We start from the raw sequence: 24509 nt of genomic DNA, 5'->3' as shown, positions 1-24509 counted from the left end.
GCGAGCGTACGGCAGAGAGGTGAAGGACTCAGCCGTGGTGCGACCGGGCGCGGCGGCGGTGGTCGTGCATCGCCGCCGTGTACACATCGGCGGTGGCCGAGGCCGCGGTGTCCCAGCCGAACGACTGGGCGTGCGCGGCTGCGGCCTCGCCCATCCGGCCGGCCAGCTGCGGGCTGTCCGCGAACCGGCCCAGTGCCTGTGCGTACGCCTCCGGGTCGTGCCCCGGGATCAGGAAACCGCTGACCCCGTCGCGCACCGCGACGGGAAGACCGCCCACCGCCGCCGCGACCACCGGGGTGCCGGATGCCTGGGCCTCTATGGCGACCAGTCCGAAGGACTCGCTGTACGAGGGCATGACCAGCACGGACGCGGCCCGGAACCAGTCGGCGAGCTGGTCCTGCCCGACGGGCGGATGGAAGCGTACGACGTCGGCGATGCCCAGCCGCGCGGCCAGCTTCTGCAGGCCCTCCGGCTTGGCCAGGCCGCTGCCGCTGGGGCCGCCGACGACCGGTACGACGATGCGGGAGCGCAGCGAGGGGTCGCGGTCCAGCAGGACGGCGACGGCACGCAGCAGCACGTCGGGGGCCTTCAGCGGCTGGATGCGGCCGGCGAAGAGCGGGATGAGGGCGTGCTGCGGCAGTCCGAGACGGGCCCGGGCGGCGGCGCGGCCGTCGGCGGGACGGAAGCGCTCCAGGTTGACACCGGGGTGGACGACGGCGACCGCGGCCGGGTCGGCCTCGTAGAAGCGCACGAGCTCGTCCGCTTCCTCCGCGGTGTTCGCGATGAGCCGGTCGGAGGCGTGCACGATCTGTGTCTCGCCGATGACGCGGGCGGCGGGCTCGGGGGTGTCGCCCTCGGCGAGCGCGGCGTTCTTGACCTTCGCCATGGTGTGCATGGCGTGGACGAGGGGGACGCCCCAGCGCTGGGCGGCGAGCCAGCCGACCTGGCCGGAGAGCCAGTAGTGGGAGTGGACGAGATCGTAGTAGCCGGGGCGCTGGCCGGCCCACGCCTGCATCACGCCGTGCGTGAAGGCGCAGAGCTGGGCGGGCAGCTCCTCCTTGGCCAGGCCCTCGTACGGGCCGGCGTCGACGTGACGGACCAGGACACCGGGCGCCAGTTCGACCGACGGGGGCAGGGCGCCCGTGGTGGCCCGGGTGAAGATCTCGACCTCGACGTTGATCGCGGCGAGGCGCCTGGCCAGCTCCACGATGTAGACGTTCATGCCACCCGCGTCGCCGGTGCCCGGCTGGTGCAGGGGGGAGGTGTGCACGGAGAGCATGGCGATACGGCGCGGCTTGCGGTGGCCGCCCGGGAAGCGGATGCGGGGTGCCACACGACCGCTGCCGAGCCGGGAGACGTACTGGCTCACGTGGGTCCGCTCCTCTCGCTCGGGGCACGACATGTAAGGGGCACACGACCCCTTCGGAGGGGAAAAACAGTGGAACCCGGCCTTTCATTTCCGCTTTGCCAAATCATTACGATCCTGGCGGCGTGCCGGAACGCCCCGCCGCTCCGCGCCCGCCCCCTCCGGGGCTTCGCATACGCTCGCTGTCATGCACCAGCGCCCCATCGGTACCGCGACCCGCGGGACCACCAACCCCAACCGGCTGCGCCGCATGGACCGCTGGATCGCCGCCACCCACGGCCCCGCACTGCGACGTGAGGACTCACCCGTCGCGGTCGACCTCGGGTACGGGGCGGCGCCCTGGACCGCCGTAGAGCTGCTGGCGCGGCTGCGGACCGCCGAACCGCGCACAGCGGTCGTCGGCATCGAGATCGACCCGGCGCGCGTCGCCGCGGCGAAGCCGTACGAGCGCGAGGGCCTCACCTTCGTCCACGGCGGCTTCGAGATCCCTCTCGCCGGCCGCCCCTCCCTCATCCGGGCGGCGAACGTCCTGCGCCAGTACGAGGAGGCCGAGGTCGCCGAGGTCTGGCGGCGGCTGTGCGCGCGGTTGGCCCCCGGCGGCCTTCTGGTCGAGGGCACCTGCGACGAGATCGGGCGCCGGCACGTCTGGGTCGCGCTCGGTCCGGAGGGCCCGCGCACGGTCACCTTCGCGACCCGGCTCGGCTCGCTGGAGCGTCCCTCGGACCTCGCGGAGCGCCTTCCCAAGGCCCTGATCCACCGCAATGTGCCGGGCGAGCCCGTCCATGCCTTCCTGCGCGACCTCGACCGTGCGTGGGCCGCGGCCTCCCCCTACGCCTCGCTGGGGGCGCGGCAGCGCTGGATCACGACGGTGCGGGCGGTGTCCGCCGACTGGCCGCTGACGGACGACGTACGACGGTGGCGGCAGGGTGAGATCACGGTGCGGTGGCCGGCACTGCGGCCCGGCGCGCACTGACGGGTCCGGGCGTCCCGACGAGGCTTCGGACAACCGGGCGCCGGCCACCGACGGAGCTTCGGGCCCGGGACCGGGAACACCGGCGGGTCACCGTTCGTCCCCCTGTGTGACGCGTCAGGTGGAGCGAGCCTCTGTTGCTTTACGGGACGACATGGCACGATCGCGTCGTCACGACACGTTACTGATGGTAAGTCACATGTCCGCGATCTGGCTTTCATTGCCTGTCGCCCGGAGGGGGAGCTTGTGAACCGACGTCACTGTGCCAGTGCCGCGATCACTCTGGTCTGCGCACTGGCCCTGCTGACCGCGCCGGTCCAGGCCATGGCGGCCCCGGTCCCCGAGCCCTCCCCCGCCGCTTCTGCCGCGCCCTCCTCCGTTCCTCCCGCCCCCGGGAAGAAGAGCCTCGAGGAGGTACGCGTGGAGATCGACCTGCTCTACCGCAAGGCCGGGGCGGCCACGGACGCGTACAACCTCGCCGAGGAACAGGCCAAGAAGCAGTCCGGCGAGATCGTCCAGCTGGCCGAGTCGATCGCCGAGGGCCAGGCGCGGATCGCCGAGCTGAAGAGCAGGGCGGGCGCCGCGGCCCGCGAGCAGTACCGCAACGGCGGGCTTCCGCCGGGCGCGCAGTTGGTGCTCAGCGGCGACCCCAACCTCTTCCTGGACGGCGTGAACCAGGTCAGGCAGGGCCAGCAGGCGACCAAGGGGATGCTGACCGAGCTCGAGCAGGCCCAGGAGGACTTGGAGACGTACACCAAGGACGCCAGCCTCAACTGGGCGAAGCTGGAGGCCGACCGCGTCAAGCAGGCCGAGGCCAGGAAGAGCGTCAACGCGCAGATCGCGGCGGCGAAGAAGCTCGAATCGCAGCTGGAGAAGACGGAGCTGGCCCGGCTCCTGGAGCTGGAGCGGGACGCGGCGTCCACGGCGCAGAGCGCCTGGCTCTCCTCCGGCGCGCTCCAGGACATCAACCGCGAGGCGAGCGCGAGCGGCAGGCAGGCGGTGGCCTTCGCGACCGCCCAGATCGGCAAGCCGTACGTCTGGGGCGCCGAGGGCCCCGGCTCGTACGACTGCTCGGGACTGACCTCGCAGGCCTGGGCCGCGGCGAAGCGGCCGATCCCCCGGACCTCCCAGGAGCAGTGGCGGCAGCTGTCCCGCATCCCCGTCCGGGACATGCGCCCCGGCGACCTGATCATCTACCACGCTGACGCCAGCCACGTCGGTATGTACGTCGGCGACGGCATGATCGTGCACGCGCCCCGGCCCGGCCGCGACGTCACGCTGGCGGGCGCGGGCTCGATGGAGATCCTCGGAGTCGTCCGCCCGGACAAGTAGTCCGCCGCCGCCCACTGCCCTACGGGTGGACAGCGGGCCGCGGGGAGACGGTGTACCGGGCGGCGGGTTCGCCGGCCACAGCAGCCGCGATGCGGGCGCGCATGTCGTCGGACATGGGGGGCAGGCCGTCCAGGGGGAACCAGCGGGCGTCGGTGTTCTCGCCGTCGGCCGGATACGGGTCACCGGACCGCCAGCGGAACCGGAAGACCAGGTCGAGGTACTGGGCCTGGTCCCCGTTCCCGTAGACGACGGGTCCCGTGACGTGCACCAGGACCAGGCGCTCGGGGTCCGCCGCGACGCCGGTCTCCTCCAGCACCTCCCGGACCGCCGCGTCCGCCGGCTGTTCCCCGGGGTCGATGATCCCGGTCACCGACGTCCACGCGCCGTTGTCCGCACGCTTCACCAGGAGGACACGTTCCTCCCGGAGAACGACGGCCGTCACCCCCGACAGCCACAGCGGTGCGTTTCCGATCTTTTCTCGCAGCGCGAGGATGAAATCCGGTGTCGCCATCGAGCCAGGATAGGAACTCACCGGACCACTCGCACCAGCCCCGCAGCCCTCCCCGGGGCGCGTGATGTTTGTCATGGCTCCCCTGTCCGCTTCGTCCGTGCGCATCGGTCCGGATCCGTGACAGGAAGCGGCTTATGGCCGCGCATATGCCACGGGCCGATCTTCGAACACCATTCCGCTCCCCCGCCCCGGACCGCTATCGTCCCCGTCTGGCAGGTCGTCGGTCGACGTCCCGCCGCACCCCCGGGGGAGGGAAGGAACCCGAACCGATGCCCCTACCCGTACCGCAGCAACGTGCTGTTCCCGCTGCGGAGACCACCCATGGCACCGACCTCACCCTCCTGGTGATCGAGGACGACCCTGCGGGCACCTTCACCGTCCCCGAACTGCCGTCCGCCGCCGGGACCCGGGTCCGCGTCCGTACCGCGCGCAATCTCACCGAGGCGGGCCGGCTGCTCACCGACGACGTCGACTGCATCCTGCTCGACCTCGACCTGGCCCTGCCCACCGGCGCCCGTGGCGACGGACCGGGGGACGACCCCGCGCACGACGAGCTCGCCACCCTCAAGCACGTCCTGCGCATCGCACCGCGCCACGCCGTCCTCGCCCTCACGGCGGAGGACGACGCCGAGCGGGCCGCCGAGGCGGTACGGGTCGGCGCACAGGACTACCTCTTCCGCGGGGAACTCGACGGGCGCCTCCTCAGCCGCGCCATCCGGTACGCGGTGGAACGCAAGCGCGCGGACATCGCACAGCACCAGCTGACCGAGTCCCGGCTGCGCGCCCAGGAGAACGCCCGGCTGGAACGCGGACTGCTGCCCACCCCGCTCCTCGACGGCTCGGACCTCGCCTTCGCCGCCCGCTACCGGCCGGGCCGCAGCCGCGCCCTGCTCGGCGGAGACTTCTACGACACGGTCCGCACGCCCGACGGCACCGTCCGCGCGATGATCGGCGACGTCTGCGGGCACGGCCCGGACGAGGCGGCACTGGGCGTCGAACTGCGGATCGCCTGGCGGGCGCTGACCCTGGCCGGGCTCTGCGGCGACGATCTGCTCTCCACCCTGCAGCAGGTCCTGGAGCACGAACGGCAGAGCGACGAGATCTTCGCGACGCTCTGCACCGTCGACATCGCCCCCGACGGCCGGCGCGCCGGACTCTGCATCGCGGGCCACCCCGCACCCCTGATCGCCCGCCGGGGACGGGCGGCGCAGCTGCTCCCGCACGAGGACGGCGGCCCGGCGCTCGGTCTGCTCCCGCACGCCCGCTGGCCGCGCAGGCAGGTCCAGCTGGGCGGCTCCTGGAGCCTGATGATGTACACCGACGGCCTCATCGAGGGACGCGTCGGACCGGTCGGAACGCAGCGGCTCGGCCAGGACGGCATGGTGGCGATGATCAACGCCCAGCTGGACCGGGGGCTCGGCGGCGAAGCACTGCTGGAGGCCGCGGTAGCCCAGGCGCAGGAGCTGAACGGCGGCGAGCTGACCGACGACGTGGCCGTCCTGCTGCTGGAACGCGACGAGGCCCTGACACGGCGACGGGACGGGAACGCGAAGCGCTCCCGTCCCGGCTCGGCCCCGACGGCGGGCGCTCAGCGCCCGCCGTTGTAGGGACCGTACGGTCCGTCGCTGCTGGAGCCGCCCCGGCTGCCGCCACCGCCCGAGACGGCCTTGATCGCCGGCCGGACGTCCACCATGAAGACGATGGAGGCGATGACGCCCGCGATCTGCAGGAACAGGATCGGAATGACGAGGTTCACCACGACGGTGATGCCGAGGATGATCAGCCAGAACGACTTCTTCTGCTTGTCCGCCGCCCGGTAGGCGTCCTCGCGCGCCGTCGCCGCGAAGACCAGCGCGACCACGGCCAGGACGAGCATGGCCAGGTACAGCACCTGGAGGAACGAGCCGAATGCTGCGAGCAACATGGTGAGCACCGCCTAGTCAGTGGATGAGCGCCTCGCGGCCGGGGTACCGGGACAACGACCCGGCCACCCCCAAGGTGCCCGGCCGTACCTCCCGGCCCGTACCGCTACTTCGCGGACGGCGGGGTGGTCTTCTTCGCCGCGGGCTTGCGGACCGGCGCGGGCTTCTTGGCGGACGCGGCGGGCGTGGGCTTCTTCGCCGTCGCGGACGCGGGCTTCGCGTCCGGCGCCGGCTTCGCGGGGGCCGGCGCCGCGTCGGACTTCTGCTTCGGCACGGACTTCGGCTCCGCCTCGACGACGGCGGCGATCTCGACGATCTCCGCGGCCGTCTCGCCACGCCATGTCCGTACGCTCTGCTCGCCGCGCTCGGCGACCTTCTCGTACGTCTCCCGGGCGCGAACCGCGTACTCGGCGGCCACACCCACGCTCCGCAGCGCCAGGTCCTGGGCGGTCTCGCCCCACTTCTTCAGGTCGGTGTCCAGCGCCCCGAAGACCTCGCTCACCTTCGCCTGCACGGTGGCCTGAGCCTCCTTGGCCTGCGTGGTCACCCGCTCCTGCACAGCCTTGGGGTCGGTGTTGCGCACGGCTTCGATCCGCTCGGGCGCCTCGGCCCGGAGCTGGTCGATCAGCGCCGGGACCTTGCGCGCCTGCTCCACGGCGAGGTCGGCCGTGCCGGCGGCGAAGTAGAGGGGGGTCGGGTCGGTGAGGGTCTTGCGCAGGTCATCGGTGATGGCCATGACTGTGGTCCTCCCGGATCATCAGATGTCAGTTCAGGGGTGTGTCTGCATCACTGCCGCCGGCCGTGCGGGGGCCGCGGGCATCCGTACCGGCGCCGCGCTCGTCACCGGCACCGCTTTCCGCGTCGGCATCGATTCCGCTCTCCGCGTCCGCGGCGCCGGGCGCGACGTCGGAACCGTTCTCCTTGCGGAAGGAGTCGTAGATCTGCAGCAGCACGTTCTTCTGCCGCTCGTTGATCGACGGATCGGCCAATATGACCGCCCGCGTCTCCAGCTCCTCCCGCTCCCGCTCGTCAAGGATCCCGGCGCGCACGTACAGCGTCTCGGCCGAGATCCGCAGCGCCTTGGCGACCTGCTGCAGCACCTCGGCACTCGGCTTGCGCAGACCGCGTTCGATCTGGCTGAGATACGGATTGGACACTCCGGCGGCGTCGGCGAGCTGCCGCAGGGAGAGCTGCGCGGTACGCCGCTGCTCACGCAGGTACTCACCGAGATTGCCGACGTTGAGTGATGCCATGACTCGATACTGCATCACTGCCGCTAACTTTTGCAAGCGCCTGCTTGCAAAAGTGTTCCGTTTCATGCGGGAGCGCATTCCCACCGGGTCTGCAGTGTGAAGTGAACGGGTCCCGGACGACCTGCGCAGCGACCAGCCCACCAGAGCCACGTGCCCGCGAGGGCAGTGCCCACCGCTCCGGCTGCCGGATGGCCTGGGGAGATCACGACGGCCAGCGGACGGACGCCCCACCTTGCCCGAGTTGGTCGATTTACGAGCCTCACCGAAAGCCCGTCAGGGTCAAGGCCCACCGTCCCGCCTGCGACCTCCGTGCCTGGCGCTCCGGCCGCAACGGCCAGCCCATCCACGTCTACATCCGAGGGTCCACGACAACGTCTGCATCCGTCACCGCCGGTGGCTGAGCTACGGACACGTGAACGATTCCAAGCAGTTTGACCTGTCACAGGCTCCCGAAATCGTGCAGGCCCAGCTTCTCCTGAACCAGCTCGAACGCCGACACGGTGCCTCCGCTTTCCCTGACTGCTACCGCCTGTGTGAACGTTTCCGGAGGGAAGTGGACAACAGGTCTCTGATGCGCACAGCCAGAAATGCCGTGGTCCAGCGCATCCCCCAGCCGAACGGCAACGGCCTCCCGGGCCGCTTCGCCGTCGCCCGAAAGTCCACGAGTCCGGCGAGCTGCCAACTACCCTCAGCTGGCCAGATTCACCAAGCTGATCATCTCAATGGCACTACGGCCCGAACTGGAGCGCCGGATCGCACAGATCACCGGCGAAACCCAGACCGAGTTCACACGAGCCTTTCCCCTGGACCGCCACCCTCGCGGCATCACGATCCCGTGGTTACGCCGAGGACTCGGCGTCTTGGTGGAGGACGTCGCCAGATAACTCATCTGAACCGAGACAGACGAAATAGTGACCGAATATCACGAAGCATCCATATCGTGATCGATGAGGGACCTTTCGGATACCAACGCTCGGGCAGTGTCGGCGAAGTACTGCTCATCTGCGCCGTGGGCAAGGCCGAGGATGACGCCCTGGCTGAGGCCGACGAACAGTGCCCTGAGTGCGGTGGCCAGACGCTGCGCCTGATGCGACGACACGATGCTCCCGTTGTGCGATCTTCCGGTGAACAGCGCGATCAGGTGGTTCTCCTGCGACCGGATGGACGTGGCGAGCTGGGCCCCCAGGTCTGGGTCATGCAGGGCCATATCCAGCAAGGTGACCTGGAGCGACAGGGCGGACCGCGCGTCGGGGGCGTCACAGCTACGCCGATAGTGCCGAGCGAAGGCGTCGACCGCTTCGATGAGATCCAGTCCGCCTGGAACCGCCTGCTCGATCTCTTCGTAGTACGGCCGCAGGTAGTCGGCGACGAGGGCGACCACCAGGCCGTCCTTGCTTCCGAACAGTGAGTAGATGGCGCCGGTGGTCAGGTCGGCGCGTTCGGCGATCTCATCAAGCTTGGCCCGGTACCCGTCTCGCGAAACGACCTGGTACGCAGCGTTCAGCAAGGCACGGCGGTTGCGTTCCTTGGTCTCCGCTCTCGTCATTCTCATAGCTTGATTATTACCGTAATCTCGTTACGGAAATAGGGGAGACGAAGTTCAAGGAGGAACGCTCATGGCCCAGGTCGTGGCACCGCGGGTGACCCGCCAGACGGTGGGGGCCATCGCCGATGGCGCCTTCAAGGTGTTGCTCGCCGCTGGCTACATCGTCGGCGCCGCCCCGCTCGGCCGGTTACTCGGCTCGCCGGCCTGGCTGATGGTCGTCTCGGGCGTGGCCCTGCTGATCGGCGGTGGCATCGAGATCGGATATACGCGCAGCCGATCGATGCGCACCTACACCCGACTCATGATCGCCTACGACAGTGGCTGGGTGCTGGCGGCACTTGTCGGCGCCCTGATGGCATGGCAGGGCAGCAGCGCCGGGGGTGAAGTCTGGATCGGGTACCAGACCGCCGCCCCCATAGCGTTCGCCGCACTGCTGATCGCCGCCAAGACGGCCCAGACTGCCTCGGATTGAGTGAGACGACTGCCCCGTCCCCGTCTCGCTCGAAATGGGGCACCCCAGGTCAGACACTCACACTGCCTCACCTTGAGCGATACCGGACACGAGGCGAAGATCACCGCACCGACGGGCGCTCGTGCGTGGCCCAGTGCTCGTCGGCGGTGATGCCGAGCAGCACGACATCGTGGTAGCCGCCTGCGAAGAACTCATGCTGGCGAAGCCGCCCCTCCTCGACGAAGCCCAGCCTGCGGTAGAGGGCCAGGGAGGCGTCGTTGAAGGCGTAGACCTCCACCTCGCACTTGTTGTAGCGCTGTTCGGCGAACATGTAGGTGAGGACGAGTGCGGTCGCCTCGGCCGCGTACCCCCGGCGACGGTGACCGCGGGCGATCTCGACACCGGTCCTGAACCGTCCCGCACGGCTGTCGGTCTCTCCGACGGTCACAGCCCCCGCGAACGCGTGGTCGGCCAGCGCCTCGACCACCAGGCGGAACGCGTCACCTCCCGGTGGACGCCCCGCCCGCTCGGCGGTCCAGGAACGGAAGCTCTCGGCGGAGCGCGGAGGCTCGACCAGATCGGCGTCGCGGGCATCGAGGGTGTTCCGGGCCAGGTCACGAAAGCCTGTCCAGTCCTCGGGCTCGACACCTCGCAGGCGTATCTTCCCACCGGTCCACAGGTCATTCATGGCGCCCACCACTTCGGTGCCGGCTGCAGGCCCCAACGGCCGTGCACGTCGAACGGAACACGGTAGCGGCAGGAGACGGCCGTCCGCCGCACGAACCCCGAGCGACGCCCGCACGAGCGCCCAGGACGCCCACAGCCCGTGTCCCGCTGGAACCGGCCCTCCGGCCGTGGAACCATCGGCCGCCGGAACGGGCACGGATCCACGGGAAGGTGGTGGGCGGGCGTGGCGGTCGGCTGGGAGTGGGACGACACGTTGTTCGCGGGTACGGCGGCCTACTACCGGCGCGGGAGGCTTCCCTACGCCCCCGGGCTGGTGGACGTGCTCGCCGAGGTGCTGGAGCTCGACGGGCAGGGGCGTCTCATCGACGTGGGGTGCGGGCCCGGCACCCTCGCGCTGGATCTGGCACCCCTGTTCGGCGAGGTCGTCGGCGTGGATCCGGACAAGGGAATGATCGCCGAGGCCGGACGCGGGGCCGCGGAGCGCTCCGTGGCCGGGAAGGCGCGGTGGGTGTGGGCGCGGGCGGAGGATCTGCCCGCGGGGCTCGGCACGTTCACGGTCGCGACCTTCGGTCAGTCCTTCCACTGGATGGACCGCGCCCTGGTGGCGGCGACCGTCCGGGAGATGCTCCGGCCCGGCGGGGCGCTGGTGCACATCGCCGACGTGAAGACGGAGCCCAGGACCGTCGACGGCCTGCCGTATCCGGCGGTGCCCTATGCCGCCATGGATGACCTGGTCAAGCACTACCTGGGGCCGGTCCGGCGAGCCGGTCAGGGCGTGCTGCGGCACGGAACACCCGGCGGTGAGGCGGCGGTGCTGGCCCGGGCGGGATTCTCCGGCCCGCAGCGCCATGTCGTGCCCGGCGGACAGCCGTTGGAACGCACGACTGACGATGTCGTCGCGGGGCAGTTCTCGATGTCGTTCTGCGCCCCGCACCTGTTCGGTCCGCGCCGCGACGCCTTCGAGGCGGATCTGCGGCGGCTGCTGCACGCGTTCTCCCCCTCGGGCCGGTTCTCCGAACGTCAGCCGGGCACCGAGGTCTTCGTTTGGGGGAAGGGCCCCGCCGGCGCACCGCCGCCCGCCGTGTGATCCCTTGCGCGCGGGCCGGCTCGCCAGGGGGCGCTTCCCACCGGGGCCCGACGCGTCCGGGACCGGCTGCTCGCGGCCGGCCGGCCCCTGGGCCGGGGGACGGTCCCGGCAGCAGCACGCCCACGGGTGCGGCAACTGCCGCACCCGGTGTCACCGCCGAGGTGCGGGTCGTCATGAACCCGGGCCTGGTAGGTCTGCTGCTTCTTGCGCTCGCGCAGTCCGGCCCGCGCCGGCACCGGCGCCCCGGGTCCGTCCCCCGTCCCGCTCATGACGGGGAGCCCTTCCGGATGAGCGCCTCGGTCCCGTCGAGGAGCCGTTCGAGCCCGAACGCGAACTCGTGGTCGGCCTCGTCCGGCTCATTCATGATCCCGGTCTCCAGCAGCCTGGTCAGCGCCGGATGCCGCACGGGGTCGACGAGCCGTTCCACCGTCCGCTCCCACCGCGCCATGACCTCCTGGGCCGGGACGCCCTTCGCCTCGACGGCGGCGGCGAGATCGCTCATCAGCAGTGCCTCGTTCCGTACGAAGCCCGAGATCAGCAGGATGACGGAGATCTTGTCGCTCTCGCCCAGCCCGCTGCCCTCCAGTGCCTGGAGGCCCCGCTCCCACCAGGCGACCGAATTCGGGCTGGCGGGCGGACCGGAGACCGGGATGCGTAGCGACCACAGATTGCGGTGGAGCGTCTCCCGCCGGGCCCACGCCCACCGGCTGATCGCTTCCCGCCAGCCCGCCCCGGCCTCCGGTGCGGGCAGCGGGGGCGGCCGGCCGATGGCCGCCTCCTGCATCAGGACGTACAGCTCCTCCTTGGCCGACACGTACCGGTAGAGCGCCATCGTCGACGCGCCCAGGTCCTTGGCGACCCGCCCCATCGAGACGGCCGTCAGCCCTTCGGACGCGGCCAGCGCCACGGCAGCGGCGACGATGCGGTCCAGTGTCAGCCCCGGCTTCGGGCCCTTGACCGGACGGTCCCTCAGTCCCCAGGCGGCCTCGATGCTGGCCGGGAGGCCCGTACCGCCCGACGCGCCGTTCTTCTCCGTCACCCGAAGCCGCCTTCCGCAGGGACCGCCTTGCCCACCATCCTAGGTTTGCGTACGGCTTACGCAGCAACGCGCAGGCCGCAGGCCGCAGGCGGAACGGGAAGCCCCGGTGCGCCGCCGGGGAGGAAGGCCCGCGAATGCCGCCGGCCCACCGGGCACCTCGGGACCTCGGCTCAGAACACGTCCGGGCACCAGGCCCGTCGCCCCGTCCGGAACAGCGCGTCCGCCGAGGCCGCGGCGCCCGCCCGCTGCTCCTCGACCGAGCCCAGGGCGGCGAGCCGTACCGCCGATTCGTCGCCCAGATACAGCGACCCCAGCTCCCGTACGTCCAGGGCGAGATCGGCGCTCCGCGTCGTCGGGGTGCAGGAGGCACCGTCCGGGGAGGCGTCCAGCAGGAAACGGCCGGCCGTCAGGCCCGTCCCGTCGCGGACGTCCAGGACCAGGGACGCAGCGGTCCCGTACGCGCGGGCCTCCAGGGCCCGGGGGACGTCCAGGACCCGCAGCCACAGCCAGTCCGCCCGGGTCACGATGCGGGCGGCACGGGGGTCCGGGAGGAAGAGGGGGAGCAGGTCGTCGGTGGCGCGGTATCCCGTACGGACCGTGGTGATCCAGTCGATCGAGCAGACGAACTGCCACAGCGCGCGTTCCGCCGCCGGGGTCACGGCGATCATCCCCTGGACGGTCGCCTTGTTCAGCGGCTGCTTCGCGTCGCCCCAGTGCGTGTCGGCACGGTAGGCGAGCAGCCCCTCGACCTGCCCGTCCGCCGAGCGGTACACCGCGTAGAACGGCTCCGTCCACTTCTCGTGCGCCGATACGACGATACCGGTGTTCCGCTCCCACCAGCGGGCGTCCCGGCTGACCACGCCGTGCTGCCGGGCCGCCAGGCGCCCGTGCAGACCGGGTCCGAGCTCCCGCACCCGCGCACCGTCCACCAGATCGATCCGGCCCCCGTCCTCCTCGGAAGGGACCCGCCGACGGGGGTCGAGACCGGCCCGGGGGACGTCGATCTCCCACTCCGAGGCCCAGGTCGCCGGACCGAATCCGTACCGCCCGTAGATCGGGTACTCGGCCGCGATCAGTGAGGCGACCAGGTCGCCGCGCTCCTTCGCCGCCGCCAGGTCCGCGGCCATCATCCGGCTGAGCAGCCCGCGACGGCGGTGCGTGGCCGTCACCGTGACCGCGGTGATCGCGTCGGCCCGCACGGTGGCTCCGCCGACGACGGTCAGTTCCTGGTCGAACGAACGGAAGGTCGCCACACAGCGCCCGGCATCGAACACACCCTGCGTGCGGTCCAGATCGGTATGGGCCAGGCGCACGGCGACCTCCTCCTCCGTCGCCTCGTGCGGCATCAGGAAACCGGTGCTCACGGCGCGCACCCACTCGGGGTACTCGGAGGCGGTGACGGTACGAGGATCAAGGCTCATGCGCCCCACGCTAGGCAGAACGGGCCGGTGATGTCGCGTGGATATCGGCGACCGTCCCCGTCAGAACGCCGCGCGGATCGCGCCGACCTCCGCGGCGCCGCCCAGCAGCGGCGCCCTGCCGATGCGGGACACCACCGGGGCGTCGACGCCCAGCAGTTCGAGCGAGCGGGCCAGCACCGGGCCCAGTGCCCGCGTCGAGCCGTCGTCGATCTTGAAGGCCAGCGCCCTGCCGTCCGCGAGCGCCACCGCCTGGACCGCCTCCGCACCCATCTTGGAGAGCGTGCCCGGCACTTCCCGCATCAGCCAGGTGTCCGGGCGCCGCGTGCCCGCCACGTACTCCGGATGCTCCCGCATCGCGTCGGCGACCCGGCGCTCCGCCGTGCCCGGCTCCGCCAGCACGAACGAACGGAACGCGCGGGCCAGCCCCACCAGCCCGATCGCCATCAGCGGCGCCCCGCAGCCGTCCGTGCCCACCGCGGCGACCGGCTCGCCCGCCGCCTCCGCGACCACCTGGCCGACCAGCCGCTGCAGCGGGTGCGCCGGGTCGAGATACGTCGCCGTGTCCCAGCCGTTGCGCAGGCAGACGGCGAGCATCGCCGCGTGCTTGCCGGAGCAGTTCATCGTGAGCGGCTCCCGCACCCGTCCGGCGGCGAGATAGGCCTCCGCCTCCACCGGGTCCAGCGGAAGGTCCGGCGGGGTCTGCAGGTCGTCCGGCTTCAGCCCGTGCTCGGCGAGCATCGTGCGGACGAGGTCGAGGTGGAAGTCCTCCCCGGAATGGCTCGCGGCGGCCAGCGCCAGCCGCTCCCCCGAGAGGTCCAGCCCGGCCCGGAGCACCGCCGCGGCCTGCATCGGCTTGTTGGAGGAGCGGGGGAAGACCGGGGCCGCCGGGTCGCCCAGTGCGTGCTCCACGCTCCCGTCGGCGGCCAGGACGACCAGTGACCCCCGGTGGTGGCCCTCCGTGAAACCGGACCGCACGACCTCGGCCAGGACCGGGTGCACGGGGGGCGCGGAGGGGGAAATGGAGGTCATGGCGGTCGGCCTTCCGGGGACGGGCGGGACCCGCTCCCGGAAGGATCGCCTCAGGCGAGCAGGTCGTCTACTTGTGCTTCCCCGTCACGGTACCTGCGGGCGATCTCCGCGCTGCAATCGTCGACGGTCCGCTGGAGCCGGTGACGGCGCCGGGAGACCTGCTGCTCGTAGCGCACCAGCCGTCCCATGGCCGCCAGCAGCTCCTCGTCCGTCCGGGCGTCGAGGTCCGAGAGCCCGACCTCGGCGAGCGTGTCCGCCGCCAGCTGCCGGTACTCGTCGCTGCGCGGCGTGGTGAGGGTGACGTGCCGCACCGAGGAGCGGTGGACGGAAGGGGTGTCGGCGAGGATCTCCGAGAGCCGGTCCACGACCGGCGACTCCGGGCCCGCACGGCCGGCGAGCTCCGCCCGCAGGATGTCGATCCGGCCCTGCACCAGCCGGCGTACGTAGCTGAGGTCCGCCTCGTCGCGTTGCGCGTTCCGGCGCACCGTGCGCAGCTCGGGCAGCCGGAGTCCGCGGACTCCGGCCGACGCCTCCACGGCCTCGGCGGCCCCCGTCTGCCCCGGTACGGACAACGGGCCGGACAGCGCCCCCGGCAGCGGCGCGGGCAGCGGCCCCTGCGGCGAAGCACCGGTCCGCTGCACGGGCGTACGCGTCACCGGTACGGCACCGGGTGATGGCCCGGTTCCATGTGCACTCATGATGTTCCGTCCCCTCGACCGGTGCGTCGGCACACCGACATCGTGCATGGTGCCACTACGCACGGTGTTCATGCAGGTGCTCTGTACCCGTTCAGCCCAGGATAGGTTGGTCTGTATGCGTGCAGTGATACAGAGAGTGGACGGCGCGAGCGTCACCGTGGCAGGCGCCGGGGACGATCCGTCGGGGACCGGAATCGTCGGCGAGATCGTCGGCGAAGGGCTGTGTGTGCTGGTGGGGGTCACGCACGGGGACACCGCGGAGAAGGCGGCACAGCTCGCCCGCAAGCTGTGGACCCTGCGGATCCTGGAGGGCGAGAAGTCCTGCTCGGACGTGAATGCACCGCTTTTGGTCATTTCGCAGTTCACTCTCTACGGGGACGCCAGGAAGGGCCGGAGGCCCACCTGGAACGCCGCCGCGCCGGGCGAGGTCGCCGAGCCGCTGGTCGACGAGGTCGTGGCACAGCTGCGCGCACTCGGCGCGCGGGTGGGGACGGGCCGGTTCGGGGCGGACATGCGCGTCTCGCTCACCAACCACGGCCCGTTCACCGTACTCGTCGAGGTGTAGCGGGGCGCCCGGTCCGTCCTACGGCTCGACGACGGTCTCCTGGGCCGCCGCCGTGTCCCCGGCGATCAGCTCCGCGTCCACGGCCACGTTCCGCTTCACCAGCGCCAGGGCGATCGGGCCCAGCTCGTGGTGGCGGGCCGACGTGGTGATGAAGCCGAGCTGACGGCCCTCCTCCCCGTCGGCGGCGAGCCGCACCGGTGTGCCGTGGCCGGGCAGGTGCACCTCGCTGCCGTCCAGGTGGAGGAAGACGAGCCGGCGCGGCGGCTTCCCCAGGTTGTGGACACGGGCGACCGTCTCCTGCCCCCGGTAGCAGCCCTTCTGGAGGTGGACGGCGGTACCGATCCAGCCCAGCTCGTGCGGGATGGTGCGGTGGTCGGTCTCGAAGCCGAGGCGCGGGCGGTGCGCCTCGACGCGGAGCGCCTCGTACGCCAGGATGCCGGCCGCCGGTCCGTGCCCGGCGGCGTACGCCTCCAGGTCCGCGCGGGGGAGGAAGAGGTCACGGCCGTGCGCCGTCTCCCGTACGACGACACCGTCCGGCACCTCGGCGATGGAACCGGCCGGCAGGTGGACGACGGCGATGTCCTGCGTACGGTCGGCGACCTCGACCCGATAGAAGAACTTCATCGACTCCAGGTACGCGATCAGCTCGCCCTGCGTCTCCGGCTCGACGTGCATCCACACCGTCGTGCCGTCGTCGACCAGGTAGAGGGCGTGCTCGATGTGCCCGTTGGCGGAGAGGATCAGGGCGTCGGTCGCCTGGTTCGGTGCCAGGTCGCTGACGTGCTGGGTGAGCAGCAGATGCAGCCAGGCGAGCCGGTCGTCCCCGGTGACCGCGACGACGCCGCGGTGCGAGAGGTCGACGAGGCCGTCGCCGTCGGCGAGTGCGCGCTGCTCGCGGAACAGGTCGCCGTAGTGCGCGGCGACGCCTTCGTCGCGCCCTTCGGCGGGGACGGCGCCGGGCAGGGACAGCAGGGGGCTCTTCATGCGACCAGCGTACGACCCGGTCCAGGGCCTTTCGTTCGAATCAGGCCGGATCGGGGACCCCGTGAGCGCGCACGGCCCCGGCGACAGGCTCTCAGTGCTCGCTGCCGGCGGCCCGGTCCGGTGCCGCCGCCGATGCCTCCGTGGCCTTCGCCGTGCAGTCGGCGCAGCGGCCGAAGATCGCGAAGTGCTTCATGTCGGTCTCGAAGCCGAACGCACCGCGCAGCTTCTCGGTGAAGTCGGCGACCACGCCGACATCCGCCTCTATGACGTCGGAGCAGTCCCGGCAGACGAGGTGGATGTGGTGGTGGCGGTCGGCCAGGTGATACGTGGGGGCGCCGTGCCCCAGATGGGCGTGACTGACGAGCCCGAGCTCCTCCAGGAGCTCCAGGGTGCGGTAGACCGTGGAGATGTTCACCCCTGACGCGGTCCTGCGCACCTCGCAGAGGATGTCGTCGGGCGTCGCGTGCTCCAGCGTGTCGACGGCCTCGAGGACAAGCTGTCGCTGAGGCGTCAGCCGGTAGCCGCGCTGCCGAAGATCGGTCTTCCAGTCGGTGCTCACCACAGCCCCAGTGTAGGGCGGAGCGGGCGCCGGTCCGCGGGACCGACGGTGGGGGCCCGGCTCTTCCGCACGGCGCGGACCGCCCCGCGAGAGCCCGGACCGCCGGAGAGGCCGGGCTACTTGAAGAACGCGATGCCGTCGTCCGGCATGTCACCGAGGCTCTTCGCCATCTCGGCGACCTCTTCCGGGGTGACGACCTTCTTCAGGTGCGCCGACATGTACGGCCGCAGCTCCACGTCGGGGGTGGCCTTCTCGCCGACCCACATCAGGTCGCTGTTCACATAGCCGTAGAGGCGCTTGCCCCCGCTGTACGGGCCGGAGGCCGCGGTGCGCGCCACCGCGTCGGTGACCACGTCGATCTGCGGCTTCTGCTTCGCCAGCTCGCCGTACCAGACCTCGACGATGCCCTGGTCGCGGATCATGACGATCTCGACCTTGCGGTCCTTGTCGATGCGCCAGAAGCCGGACTCGGTCTCCAGCGGCTTGACCTGGTTGCCCTCGGCGTCGAGCACCCAGGAGTGCGAGACGTACTCGAGGAAGTCCCGGCCGTCGTGACGGAAGGTGACCTCCTGGCCGAAGTTGCACTTCTCGGCACCGGGGAAGTCGGAGACGCCCGCACCCGCCCAGTTGCCGAGGAGGAAGGCCAGCGGCACGAGGTCCGGGTGGAGGTCGGACGGAATCTCGATCATGAACGGCTCAGACGATCTGTGAGGGTGTGCGGGCAGGAGTGCGGCGAGGGTCAGCGCTGGCCCTGGTACAGCTTCTTCACGGCCACGACGGAGAAGGCGAGCACGCCGACGCAGACCAGGACCAGCAGGGCGGAGAAGAATGCCTCAAGCACGGGAGCTCCTCGGGACGAACGACATGACGGCAGTACGGGGCCGGGCCCCAGCCTAATGGGTGGGGCCCCCGCACGCGGGCCCGGGGTTTCCCCCGGGCCCGGTCGGCCCGGCGGCCGGTCGGGCAGCACCGCGGTCCGGTGCGACAGAACGGTGTCCGTGCCCGCCGCCCCCCTTCGCCGTGGAAGATCAGGGCGACGGTGCCCCCGGGTCACGGAAGAGGCCGTTTCACCGGAGGAATACAGTTCGGTGCATGTCGAAGAAGCTCGTGATCAAGGTGACCGCCGGGGCCGATTCCGCCGAGCGCTGCTCACAGGCCTTCACCGTGGCGGCCGTGGCCGTGGCGAGCGGGGTAGAGGTCTCCCTCTGGCTGACCGGTGAATCCGCCTGGTTCGCGCTGCCGGGGCGCGCCGCCGCGTTCGAACTGCCGCATTCCGCCCCCCTGCCCGATCTGATCGAGTCGATCCAGGCGGGCGGCCGGATCACGCTCTGCACCCAGTGCGCGGCACGGCGCGACATCACGGAGAAGGACGTCCTGGAGGGCGTACGGATCGCGGGCGCCCAGGTGTTCGTGCAGGAGGCCATGGCGGACGGCGCGCAGGCCCTCGTCTACTGAGCCGCCGCCGGGGCCCGGCTACCCGCGGCGCTTCCTGCCGTCGAGCTCGTCCCACCACTCGTCCGACTTCGGGTCCCCGGAAGGGTCGTCCCACCAGCGGTCGTCCGGGCCCCGCCGGTTGGCGACCATCGCGGCGACGGGCGGGATGACCATGGCGACCACACACATCGCCACCGCCGCCGGAATCGACCACAGGCGCACGAAGGCCCAGGCGGAGACGAAGAGTACGAGGCATCCGCCCATCATCAGGAAATAGGCGCGCCTGCGCCGGGCGTGCATACCCCCAGCGTAGAACCGGATCGCCCGTCGTGTCCGCGTGGAACGGCGCGAAGGGCCGCGCCCCTGCTCAGGTGGCGTCCAACCCCCTGGGGCGCGGCCCTCCGGCCGTATCCGCGCGGAACTACACGGCGATGGCGACCTCGGCGAGACCACCCGTCTGCGCCACGACCGTGCGGTCGGCGGTGCCGCCCGGGACCAGGGCGCGGACGGTCCAGGTGCCCTCGGCCGCGTAGAAACGGAACTGTCCGGTCGCCGAGGTCGGGACCTCGGCGGTGAACTCACCGGTCGAATCCAGCAGCCGGACGTAGCCGGTGACGGGCTCGCCGTCGCGGGTCACGCTGCCCTGGATGGTCGTCTCGCCCGGCTTGATCGTCGAAGCGTCGGGGCCGCCGGCCTGTGCTCCACACATGGTTCTGTCCTTCGGGTCGGGGTCCTGCTGGTCGGGTGGTACCGATCGGTCGTGCTGATCGGGTCGTGCGGAGTTACTTGTTGGCGCCGAGCTCGATCGGCACGCCCACGAGGGAGCCGTACTCGGTCCACGAACCGTCGTAGTTCCTGACGTTGTCGACGCCGAGCAGCTCGTGCAGCACGAACCAGGTCAGGGCCGAGCGCTCACCGATGCGGCAGAGCGCGATGGTGTCCTTCGACAGGTCGACCTGCTCGTCCTCGTACAGGGCCTTGAGCTCGGCGTCCGACTTGAAGGTGCCGTCGTCGTTGGCGTTCTTCGACCACGGGATGTTGCGCGAGCTCGGCACGTGGCCGGGGCGCTGCGACTGCTCCTGCGGGAGGTGCGCCGGGGCGAGCAGCTTGCCGCTGAACTCGTCGGGCGAACGCACGTCGACGATGTTCTGGCTGCCGATCGCGGCCACGACGTCGTCGCGGAAGGCGCGGATCGACGCGTCCTGCGGCTGGGCCTTGTACGCGGTGGCCGGGCGGGACGGGATCTGGTCGCCGTCCACCAGGTCGCGGGAGTCGAGCTCCCACTTCTTGCGGCCACCGTCGAGCAGGCGGACGTCCTGGTGGCCGTAGAGCTTGAAGTACCAGAAGGCGTAGGAGGCGAACCAGTTGTTGTTGCCGCCGTAGAGGACGACCGTGGTGTCGTTCCCGATGCCCTTCTCGGACAGCAGCTTCTCGAAGCCGGCCTGGTCGATGAAGTCGCGGCGGACCGGGTCCTGGAGGTCCTTGGTCCAGTCGATCCGGATCGCGTTCTTGATGTGGTTCTTCTCGTACGCCGAGGTGTCCTCGTCGACCTCGACGATGGCGACCTGCGGGTCGTCGATGTGGGCCTCGACCCAGTCGGCGTCGACCAGAACGTCTGCGCGGCTCATGTGTTTCTCCTCCGGGGCAGTCTGCGGCGGGGTGATGCGAGGTGCGGGGTGCGGGATGTACGCGCAGGTGCTGGGAGCGGAACGCGTACGGGCGGCACGGGTTCGGCCCTGACTTCGTCGAAGGGCCGGGGGAAACGGGAGAAGGTCCCGCTCAGAAGGTGCGACAGAGCATGGCGGCGACGCGGCACAGGTCTACTGCCCGCCGCTTCGTGAGGTCCGCCTGTCGCTTCATGTGTCCGATCGTAGGGAGGTACGGGCGGAGATGTCACCGCCGTGTCGGATAATGAGACACGATCGTCCGTCATGCGAGACGTGAAGGAGGTCGGCCCCAGGGAGGCCCCGGGATCCGGGGACCCTCACCTCGAACTCATCTACGGATCGGACGAGTCCGTCTCATTATCTGGATCGACTGCCCCGGTCCGCCTCGGTGAACCCCTCACCCGCCGCGCGGGAGTCACCCTCCGCCGCACCACGTGCCGGCGTCACCCGGCGAGTGCGATGCCCGAGCCCGCCATCGAGAGCTCCAGGCCGCCCGGGGTCACCTCGATCTTCTCCAGCTTCAGTCCCTGCGGCAGTCCGCTGATCTCGCGCTGGAAGTCGGTCTTCTTGCGGACCAGCTCCTCCAGGCCGGGGATGCCCTCACCCGGCACCTCGTCCGCGCGCACCTTGACCGTGTCGCCGTCGGCCAGGGTGACGGTGGAGAGCACGCTGCGCGTGACCGCCTTGCCCATCAGCGGGATCTCGACCGACCCGGTGACCTTGACCTTGCCGCTGCCGCCGTAGGCGACCGTGATGCCGTCGTCGGCCGCCTCGGTGAGGTCCGCGTACGAGATGACGGCCGTCCCGGTGGCCCGGGAGGCCGTCGCGCTCGTGTATCCGGCGCCGAGCGTCACCTGCCGCAACTGCGCCCGCACCTCACTGATCCGGATCGACCGGCCGGCCGCACTCGCCTCAATGTCCTTGACCGTGACGTCGACCTGGTCGAGCTCCGATCCGGCGACCTGGGTCAGGAAGGGGAAGCCCTTGATCGAGACCTCGGTCGAACCGGTCTGGGCACCGCCGAAGCGGACCCGGCTCTCGGCCTCCGATTCCGCGAAGTACACCGCGGCGCGGTCGACGGCGACGAAGACACCACCCAGCACCACAGCGATGATCAGCAGTATTCGCAGTGCGCGCATGCCTTTGCTCCCCCACTCCCGCCGGCCGGACCTCTGGTGCCCGTGAGCCTAGTGCCGCTGCGCGGCGCGCCCGGAGTGATCGACGAGCGGGAGGCCCGGCAGGTTCCCCCGGCCGAGGACGGATGCGGCACGCCGTGCCCGGCGTCAGGCGATCGCCCGGCCGATCAGATAGACGGCGGGGGCCGCCGCGGTGAGCGGCAGGGCCACCCCGGCCGTCATGTGCACGAAGCGGGACGGGTAGTCGTAGCTCGCCACCCGCAGACCGATCAGCGCGCAGCCGCCGGCCGCGAGACCGAGGAACGCGGCCGGCGCACCGAAGTCCGTGAAGCCGCCCGCCGCGGCACCGGCGCCCGCCGAGGTGAGCAGGGCCAGGACGGCCGAGGCCGCGCCGGGCAGCGGAAGGGCCCGGGCGAGCACGGCCACCGCCACGGCGACGCCGCCGACCGTCACCGCGTCCGGGACCGCCGCCAGGTGCCCGGCGGCCAGGACCGCGAGGGCGGCCGACGTGACGGTGGCCGTCAGGCCGTACAGCCGCTCGTCGGCCGCGGCGTGGCTGCGCAACTGCAGCACGACGGTGAGGAGCACCCAGACCCCGAGCGTGCCGAGGAGGGCCGCCGGGGCGTTGCCGCGGCCCGCCACGAGCAGGACGACGTCGGCGACGAACCCGCCGGCGAAGGCGAGGGCGATGCCCTGCCTGGCCGGCCACATCCCGTTGAGCCGGAACCAGCCGGCGGCCGTCACGGCCTGGAGCAGGACGAGCGGCACGAGCAGGGCGTACTGCCCGAGCGCGGCACCGAGCGCGAGGAGCAGGGAGAGGCCCGCCGTGATCGCGGCGGGCTGCATCCCGGGCGCGATGATCGGCGAACGCCCCTCGGCGCGGGCCCGCTGGGCGTCGGTGATCCGGCTGTTGCCCACGGTCGTGGGCGCGCTGAACCCGGGGTCGGCCACCGCTGCGGCCGGGGCCTGCGGAGCGACCGGCGCCTCGGGCGGCAGCGGGTGCGAGCCGGGAACGGCGTACGCGGAGGCCTGGTGCTGCGGAGCCTGGAACTGCGGAGCCTGCTGGTACGCGGCCTGCTGCGGGGGCTGCTGCGGCTGGAGCGCCGGCTGGTACCGGGTGTCCCAGGTCTGGCCCTGCCACGTCTGGGCAGCGCCCTGGCCGGCCTGGCCCTGCTGCGGGTACGCGGCCTCCGGGGACGCCTGCGAGCCGCCCGGCCAGGCGGCGTCGGGGGCTGCGGCGTGCGGGGGGTACGCGTCGTACGGGGCCCGGTCACCGTACGGAGGCTGCGGCTGCCCGTAAGACTGCTGCCCTTCCTCGTGCCCGTACCGCTGCCCGTATCCCTGGTCGTCGTACGGATACTGCTGATCGTTGTTGCTCATGGTCTCCGGTTCACCCTCCTGCGAACGGCGGGAGCACCTCGACCGTGCCGCCCTCGGCAAGCCGTACGGTCTCATGGCCGCGGGTCCCCACGGGGTCCCCGTCGATCAGGAACGAACATCTCTTCAGTACGCGCGCCAGCTCACCGGGGTGCCGCTCGCGCACCCCGTCGAGCGCCTCGGCGAGCGTCGCCGCCGCGTACGGCTCCTCCGCGGTCCCGGCGGCGGCCCTGGCCGCGGCCCAGTAGCGGATCGTCCCCGCTGCCATGGCGGCACCCCTTTCGTCGTGCGTCAGCTGTCCATCATGAGTCACGCCGGCGCCGTCCAGTCGGCGATACGGCCCAGCAGGTCGTCGTCCGCCGCGTTCTCGGCGTGCCCCATCCCCCGTTCCAGCCACAGCTCGGCCCTGCCCCCGGCGGCCCCGGCCAGCATCAGCGGGTGGTCGAGCGGGAAGTACGGGTCGCGGTCGCCGTGCACGATCAGCAGCGGCGCCGCGATCAGCGGGACGGCCTCGACCGGGGACAGCGGGACGGGGTCCCAGTCCTCGCGGTCGATACGGGTACGGAAGCCGTAGCGGCCGACGAGCCGCCCGGCCGGCCGGGTGACCACCCAGTGCAGGCGCCGCATCGGAGCCGTACCCCGGTAGTACCAGCGGGCCGGCGCGCTGACGGCGACCACCGCATCCGTATGCGCGTCCGTGCGCCCCTCGTACGCCCCTACGCGCCGGCCCATTCGTTCGGCCGCCGGGAGTTCGTTCTCCGCGCATTCCTGAGCGTCCGGCGCCGTATACAGAGCCGCGTGCCGGAGCACCACGGAACCCCCCATCGAGAAGCCGACCGTAACGACGCGGCGGTGCCCCAGCGACCGCGCCCAGGCCACCGCGGCAGCCAGATCCAGCACTTCGCGGTCGCCCACCGTGGACCGCCCGCCGGACCGTCCGTGCCCCCGGAACGAGAACGTGATCACGGCTGCACGCTGGGAGAACACCCCGGCGGCGCGCCGGACGGCAGGCCGGTCGACGGCGCCGGTGAAGCCGTGTGCGAGGACGACGGCCGTGTCTGCGGACGCCTCGTCCCCGCCGGCCTTCGAACCTGCCGTACACGGGGTGTACACCGCCTCGATACGGACCCCGTCACCGGTCAGCAATGTGGCCCGGCGGGGGATCGGCGTGATCGAGGGAACAGAAGAACTCAGGAATCGACCCTCGGACACAGAACTCATGTGGGCTATTCTCCTGGGAAGAGGATCCGGGCAAAGCAGCCCCCGGGTCCTTTTGTGCTTTCCGCGCGTTGTTACGGAGACGTTTCGACAAGCTCAGCGGTCCCCCCGGAGCGGGGCCGCACAGTAAAAACCGTATGACGGCCGCCCAGCATGAACGGTCGTACGGGAGTACGAAGCAGTGCCGCATACTCCCCCGGGTCCGACCCGGGAGTGCCCCTCTCGCAGGGAACGAGGAGGACCGACGTAATGGGCGA

29 protein-coding genes are annotated in these 24509 nt (G+C 71.4%); 7 read left to right on the top strand and 22 right to left on the bottom strand.

Annotated elements, in window-relative coordinates; genetic code table 11:
* Positions 1–28 precede the first annotated feature (28 nt).
* A complete protein-coding gene (gene mshA / locus AB0F38_RS28770) occupies positions 29–1369 on the bottom strand; it encodes a D-inositol-3-phosphate glycosyltransferase (protein ID WP_361899429.1) in 1341 nt (446 codons plus the stop codon).
* A 184-nt stretch (positions 1370–1553) separates the two neighbouring features.
* Here mshA and AB0F38_RS28765 point away from each other — a divergent pair, with 184 nt between their 5' ends.
* Both AB0F38_RS28765 and AB0F38_RS28760 read left to right on the top strand, forming a co-directional pair.
* A complete protein-coding gene (locus tag AB0F38_RS28765) occupies positions 1554–2339 on the top strand; it encodes a class I SAM-dependent methyltransferase (protein WP_361899426.1) in 786 nt (261 codons plus the stop codon).
* A gap of 243 nt (positions 2340–2582) precedes the next feature.
* A complete protein-coding gene (locus AB0F38_RS28760; RefSeq protein WP_361899423.1) occupies positions 2583–3668 on the top strand; it encodes an NlpC/P60 family protein in 1086 nt (361 codons plus the stop codon).
* 19 nt (positions 3669–3687) lie between these two features.
* Here AB0F38_RS28760 and AB0F38_RS28755 read toward each other — a convergent pair whose 3' ends face one another.
* A complete protein-coding gene (locus AB0F38_RS28755) occupies positions 3688–4179 on the bottom strand; it encodes an NUDIX domain-containing protein (RefSeq protein WP_361899420.1) in 492 nt (163 codons plus the stop codon).
* 269 nt (positions 4180–4448) lie between these two features.
* On the opposite strand from AB0F38_RS28755, the gene AB0F38_RS28750 reads away from it, so the two are divergent.
* Positions 4449–5786 carry a fused response regulator/phosphatase gene (locus tag AB0F38_RS28750; protein ID WP_361899417.1) on the top strand — a complete coding sequence of 446 codons (1338 nt, stop codon included), beginning with the start codon at positions 4449–4451 and terminating at the stop codon, positions 5784–5786.
* On the opposite strand, the gene AB0F38_RS28745 is transcribed toward AB0F38_RS28750, so the two are convergent.
* The 4 genes from AB0F38_RS28745 to AB0F38_RS28730 form a co-directional block, all read right to left on the bottom strand.
* Complete coding sequence (locus AB0F38_RS28745) at positions 5768–6103, bottom strand: DUF2516 family protein (RefSeq protein WP_361899415.1); 336 nt, start codon at positions 6101–6103, stop codon at positions 5768–5770. The two genes, AB0F38_RS28750 and AB0F38_RS28745, sit on opposite strands and share 19 nt — an antisense overlap.
* Positions 6104–6207: 104 nt before the next feature.
* Positions 6208–6837, bottom strand: a complete 630-nt coding sequence (locus tag AB0F38_RS28740; RefSeq protein ID WP_361899412.1) for a hypothetical protein — start codon at positions 6835–6837, stop codon at positions 6208–6210.
* 28 nt (positions 6838–6865) lie between these two features.
* A complete protein-coding gene (locus tag AB0F38_RS28735; RefSeq protein WP_361899409.1) occupies positions 6866–7354 on the bottom strand; it encodes a helix-turn-helix transcriptional regulator in 489 nt (162 codons plus the stop codon).
* A 922-nt stretch (positions 7355–8276) separates the two neighbouring features.
* A complete protein-coding gene (locus AB0F38_RS28730) occupies positions 8277–8900 on the bottom strand; it encodes a TetR/AcrR family transcriptional regulator (RefSeq protein ID WP_361899457.1) in 624 nt (207 codons plus the stop codon).
* A gap of 70 nt (positions 8901–8970) precedes the next feature.
* Between AB0F38_RS28730 and AB0F38_RS28725 the strand changes: the two genes are divergently transcribed.
* Complete coding sequence (locus tag AB0F38_RS28725) at positions 8971–9372, top strand: hypothetical protein (RefSeq protein WP_361899406.1); 402 nt, start codon at positions 8971–8973, stop codon at positions 9370–9372.
* A 100-nt stretch (positions 9373–9472) separates the two neighbouring features.
* Here the strand turns inward: AB0F38_RS28725 and AB0F38_RS28720 are convergent, their stop codons facing one another.
* Positions 9473–10039, bottom strand: coding sequence for a GNAT family protein (locus AB0F38_RS28720; RefSeq protein WP_361899403.1), 567 nt, complete (start codon positions 10037–10039; stop codon positions 9473–9475).
* A 222-nt stretch (positions 10040–10261) separates the two neighbouring features.
* On the opposite strand from AB0F38_RS28720, the gene AB0F38_RS28715 reads away from it, so the two are divergent.
* On the top strand, positions 10262–11125 hold the full coding sequence (locus tag AB0F38_RS28715) for a class I SAM-dependent methyltransferase (protein WP_361899400.1): 864 nt from the start codon (positions 10262–10264) through the stop codon (positions 11123–11125).
* A gap of 265 nt (positions 11126–11390) precedes the next feature.
* On the opposite strand, the gene AB0F38_RS28710 is transcribed toward AB0F38_RS28715, so the two are convergent.
* The 4 genes from AB0F38_RS28710 to AB0F38_RS28695 all read right to left on the bottom strand — a co-directional run bounded on the left by AB0F38_RS28710 (position 11391) and on the right by AB0F38_RS28695 (position 15312).
* The gene (locus AB0F38_RS28710) at positions 11391–12164 is read right to left on the bottom strand and encodes a TetR/AcrR family transcriptional regulator C-terminal domain-containing protein (RefSeq protein WP_361899397.1); all 774 of its coding nucleotides are present in this window, start codon (positions 12162–12164) and stop codon (positions 11391–11393) included.
* 170 nt (positions 12165–12334) lie between these two features.
* Positions 12335–13585: a GNAT family N-acetyltransferase gene (locus tag AB0F38_RS28705; RefSeq protein WP_361899395.1), complete on the bottom strand. Its 1251-nt coding sequence runs from the start codon at positions 13583–13585 to the stop codon at positions 12335–12337.
* 60 nt (positions 13586–13645) lie between these two features.
* Positions 13646–14614 carry an asparaginase gene (locus AB0F38_RS28700; RefSeq protein ID WP_361899392.1) on the bottom strand — a complete coding sequence of 323 codons (969 nt, stop codon included), beginning with the start codon at positions 14612–14614 and terminating at the stop codon, positions 13646–13648.
* Between the two features lie 50 nt (positions 14615–14664).
* Positions 14665–15312, bottom strand: a complete 648-nt coding sequence (locus AB0F38_RS28695; RefSeq protein ID WP_361899389.1) for an ABC transporter substrate-binding protein — start codon at positions 15310–15312, stop codon at positions 14665–14667.
* A gap of 115 nt (positions 15313–15427) precedes the next feature.
* On the opposite strand from AB0F38_RS28695, the gene dtd reads away from it, so the two are divergent.
* Entirely contained in the window at positions 15428–15877 is a 450-nt protein-coding gene (gene dtd / locus AB0F38_RS28690) for a D-aminoacyl-tRNA deacylase (RefSeq protein ID WP_361899386.1), read from the top strand.
* A gap of 18 nt (positions 15878–15895) precedes the next feature.
* On the opposite strand, the gene AB0F38_RS28685 is transcribed toward dtd, so the two are convergent.
* From AB0F38_RS28685 to AB0F38_RS28675, 3 genes are all read right to left on the bottom strand, one after another.
* On the bottom strand, positions 15896–16861 hold the full coding sequence (locus AB0F38_RS28685; protein ID WP_361899384.1) for a folate-binding protein: 966 nt from the start codon (positions 16859–16861) through the stop codon (positions 15896–15898).
* 91 nt (positions 16862–16952) lie between these two features.
* Positions 16953–17423, bottom strand: coding sequence for a transcriptional repressor (locus AB0F38_RS28680; protein WP_361899381.1), 471 nt, complete (start codon positions 17421–17423; stop codon positions 16953–16955).
* Positions 17424–17536: 113 nt separating this feature from the next.
* Complete coding sequence (locus AB0F38_RS28675) at positions 17537–18109, bottom strand: FABP family protein (RefSeq protein ID WP_361899379.1); 573 nt, start codon at positions 18107–18109, stop codon at positions 17537–17539.
* A gap of 403 nt (positions 18110–18512) precedes the next feature.
* Between AB0F38_RS28675 and AB0F38_RS28670 the strand changes: the two genes are divergently transcribed.
* Positions 18513–18875 carry a DsrE family protein gene (locus tag AB0F38_RS28670; RefSeq protein WP_361899376.1) on the top strand — a complete coding sequence of 121 codons (363 nt, stop codon included), beginning with the start codon at positions 18513–18515 and terminating at the stop codon, positions 18873–18875.
* An 18-nt stretch (positions 18876–18893) separates the two neighbouring features.
* Here AB0F38_RS28670 and AB0F38_RS28665 read toward each other — a convergent pair whose 3' ends face one another.
* The 8 genes from AB0F38_RS28665 to AB0F38_RS28630 form a co-directional block, all read right to left on the bottom strand.
* Positions 18894–19154, bottom strand: a complete 261-nt coding sequence (locus AB0F38_RS28665; protein ID WP_361899373.1) for a DUF3099 domain-containing protein — start codon at positions 19152–19154, stop codon at positions 18894–18896.
* Between the two features lie 121 nt (positions 19155–19275).
* Complete coding sequence (locus AB0F38_RS28660) at positions 19276–19563, bottom strand: DUF1416 domain-containing protein (protein ID WP_150488563.1); 288 nt, start codon at positions 19561–19563, stop codon at positions 19276–19278.
* Positions 19564–19636: 73 nt separating this feature from the next.
* Positions 19637–20482, bottom strand: coding sequence for a sulfurtransferase (locus tag AB0F38_RS28655; protein ID WP_361899370.1), 846 nt, complete (start codon positions 20480–20482; stop codon positions 19637–19639).
* A gap of 151 nt (positions 20483–20633) precedes the next feature.
* Positions 20634–20714: a putative leader peptide gene (locus AB0F38_RS28650; RefSeq protein ID WP_350310325.1), complete on the bottom strand. Its 81-nt coding sequence runs from the start codon at positions 20712–20714 to the stop codon at positions 20634–20636.
* 250 nt (positions 20715–20964) lie between these two features.
* Entirely contained in the window at positions 20965–21660 is a 696-nt protein-coding gene (locus AB0F38_RS28645; protein ID WP_361899367.1) for a DUF2993 domain-containing protein, read from the bottom strand.
* Positions 21661–21804: 144 nt separating this feature from the next.
* On the bottom strand, positions 21805–23037 hold the full coding sequence (locus AB0F38_RS28640) for a hypothetical protein (RefSeq protein WP_361899364.1): 1233 nt from the start codon (positions 23035–23037) through the stop codon (positions 21805–21807).
* Between the two features lie 10 nt (positions 23038–23047).
* Positions 23048–23302: a MoaD/ThiS family protein gene (locus AB0F38_RS28635; protein WP_361899362.1), complete on the bottom strand. Its 255-nt coding sequence runs from the start codon at positions 23300–23302 to the stop codon at positions 23048–23050.
* Between the two features lie 41 nt (positions 23303–23343).
* Positions 23344–24255: an alpha/beta fold hydrolase gene (locus tag AB0F38_RS28630; protein WP_361899359.1), complete on the bottom strand. Its 912-nt coding sequence runs from the start codon at positions 24253–24255 to the stop codon at positions 23344–23346.
* Positions 24256–24509 lie beyond the last annotated feature (254 nt).

Origin of the sequence: Streptomyces sp. NPDC025273 (assembly GCF_040638585.1) — a bacterium.
Lineage (GTDB): Bacteria > Actinomycetota > Actinomycetes > Streptomycetales > Streptomycetaceae > Streptomyces > Streptomyces cinereorectus.
This window is presented reverse-complemented; position numbering and strand designations above follow the sequence as displayed.

Bases quoted from the DNA above. Each gene is read 5' to 3' on its own strand.
- AB0F38_RS28730 (WP_361899457.1), bottom strand. From the start codon at position 8,900: ATGACGAGAGCGGAGACCAAGGAACGCAACCGCCGTGCCTTGCTGAAC.
- AB0F38_RS28665 (WP_361899373.1), bottom strand. From the start codon at position 19,154: ATGCACGCCCGGCGCAGGCGCGCCTATTTCCTGATGATGGGCGGATGC.
- AB0F38_RS28635 (WP_361899362.1), bottom strand. From the start codon at position 23,302: ATGGCAGCGGGGACGATCCGCTACTGGGCCGCGGCCAGGGCCGCCGCC.
- AB0F38_RS28725 (WP_361899406.1), top strand. From the start codon at position 8,971: ATGGCCCAGGTCGTGGCACCGCGGGTGACCCGCCAGACGGTGGGGGCC.
- AB0F38_RS28750 (WP_361899417.1), top strand. From the start codon at position 4,449: ATGCCCCTACCCGTACCGCAGCAACGTGCTGTTCCCGCTGCGGAGACC.
- AB0F38_RS28645 (WP_361899367.1), bottom strand. From the start codon at position 21,660: ATGCGCGCACTGCGAATACTGCTGATCATCGCTGTGGTGCTGGGTGGT.
- AB0F38_RS28670 (WP_361899376.1), top strand. From the start codon at position 18,513: ATGTCGAAGAAGCTCGTGATCAAGGTGACCGCCGGGGCCGATTCCGCC.
- AB0F38_RS28695 (WP_361899389.1), bottom strand. From the start codon at position 15,312: ATGAGTGCACATGGAACCGGGCCATCACCCGGTGCCGTACCGGTGACG.
- AB0F38_RS28720 (WP_361899403.1), bottom strand. From the start codon at position 10,039: ATGAATGACCTGTGGACCGGTGGGAAGATACGCCTGCGAGGTGTCGAG.
- AB0F38_RS28650 (WP_350310325.1), bottom strand. From the start codon at position 20,714: ATGAAGCGACAGGCGGACCTCACGAAGCGGCGGGCAGTAGACCTGTGC.
- AB0F38_RS28685 (WP_361899384.1), bottom strand. From the start codon at position 16,861: ATGAAGAGCCCCCTGCTGTCCCTGCCCGGCGCCGTCCCCGCCGAAGGG.
- AB0F38_RS28735 (WP_361899409.1), bottom strand. From the start codon at position 7,354: ATGGCATCACTCAACGTCGGCAATCTCGGTGAGTACCTGCGTGAGCAG.
- AB0F38_RS28655 (WP_361899370.1), bottom strand. From the start codon at position 20,482: ATGAGCCGCGCAGACGTTCTGGTCGACGCCGACTGGGTCGAGGCCCAC.
- AB0F38_RS28765 (WP_361899426.1), top strand. From the start codon at position 1,554: ATGCACCAGCGCCCCATCGGTACCGCGACCCGCGGGACCACCAACCCC.
- AB0F38_RS28675 (WP_361899379.1), bottom strand. From the start codon at position 18,109: ATGATCGAGATTCCGTCCGACCTCCACCCGGACCTCGTGCCGCTGGCC.
- AB0F38_RS28660 (WP_150488563.1), bottom strand. From the start codon at position 19,563: ATGTGTGGAGCACAGGCCGGCGGCCCCGACGCTTCGACGATCAAGCCG.
- AB0F38_RS28740 (WP_361899412.1), bottom strand. From the start codon at position 6,837: ATGGCCATCACCGATGACCTGCGCAAGACCCTCACCGACCCGACCCCC.
- AB0F38_RS28745 (WP_361899415.1), bottom strand. From the start codon at position 6,103: ATGTTGCTCGCAGCATTCGGCTCGTTCCTCCAGGTGCTGTACCTGGCC.
- AB0F38_RS28705 (WP_361899395.1), bottom strand. From the start codon at position 13,585: ATGAGCCTTGATCCTCGTACCGTCACCGCCTCCGAGTACCCCGAGTGG.
- dtd (WP_361899386.1), top strand. From the start codon at position 15,428: ATGCGTGCAGTGATACAGAGAGTGGACGGCGCGAGCGTCACCGTGGCA.
- AB0F38_RS28640 (WP_361899364.1), bottom strand. From the start codon at position 23,037: ATGAGCAACAACGATCAGCAGTATCCGTACGACGACCAGGGATACGGG.
- AB0F38_RS28755 (WP_361899420.1), bottom strand. From the start codon at position 4,179: ATGGCGACACCGGATTTCATCCTCGCGCTGCGAGAAAAGATCGGAAAC.
- AB0F38_RS28700 (WP_361899392.1), bottom strand. From the start codon at position 14,614: ATGACCTCCATTTCCCCCTCCGCGCCCCCCGTGCACCCGGTCCTGGCC.
- AB0F38_RS28630 (WP_361899359.1), bottom strand. From the start codon at position 24,255: ATGAGTTCTGTGTCCGAGGGTCGATTCCTGAGTTCTTCTGTTCCCTCG.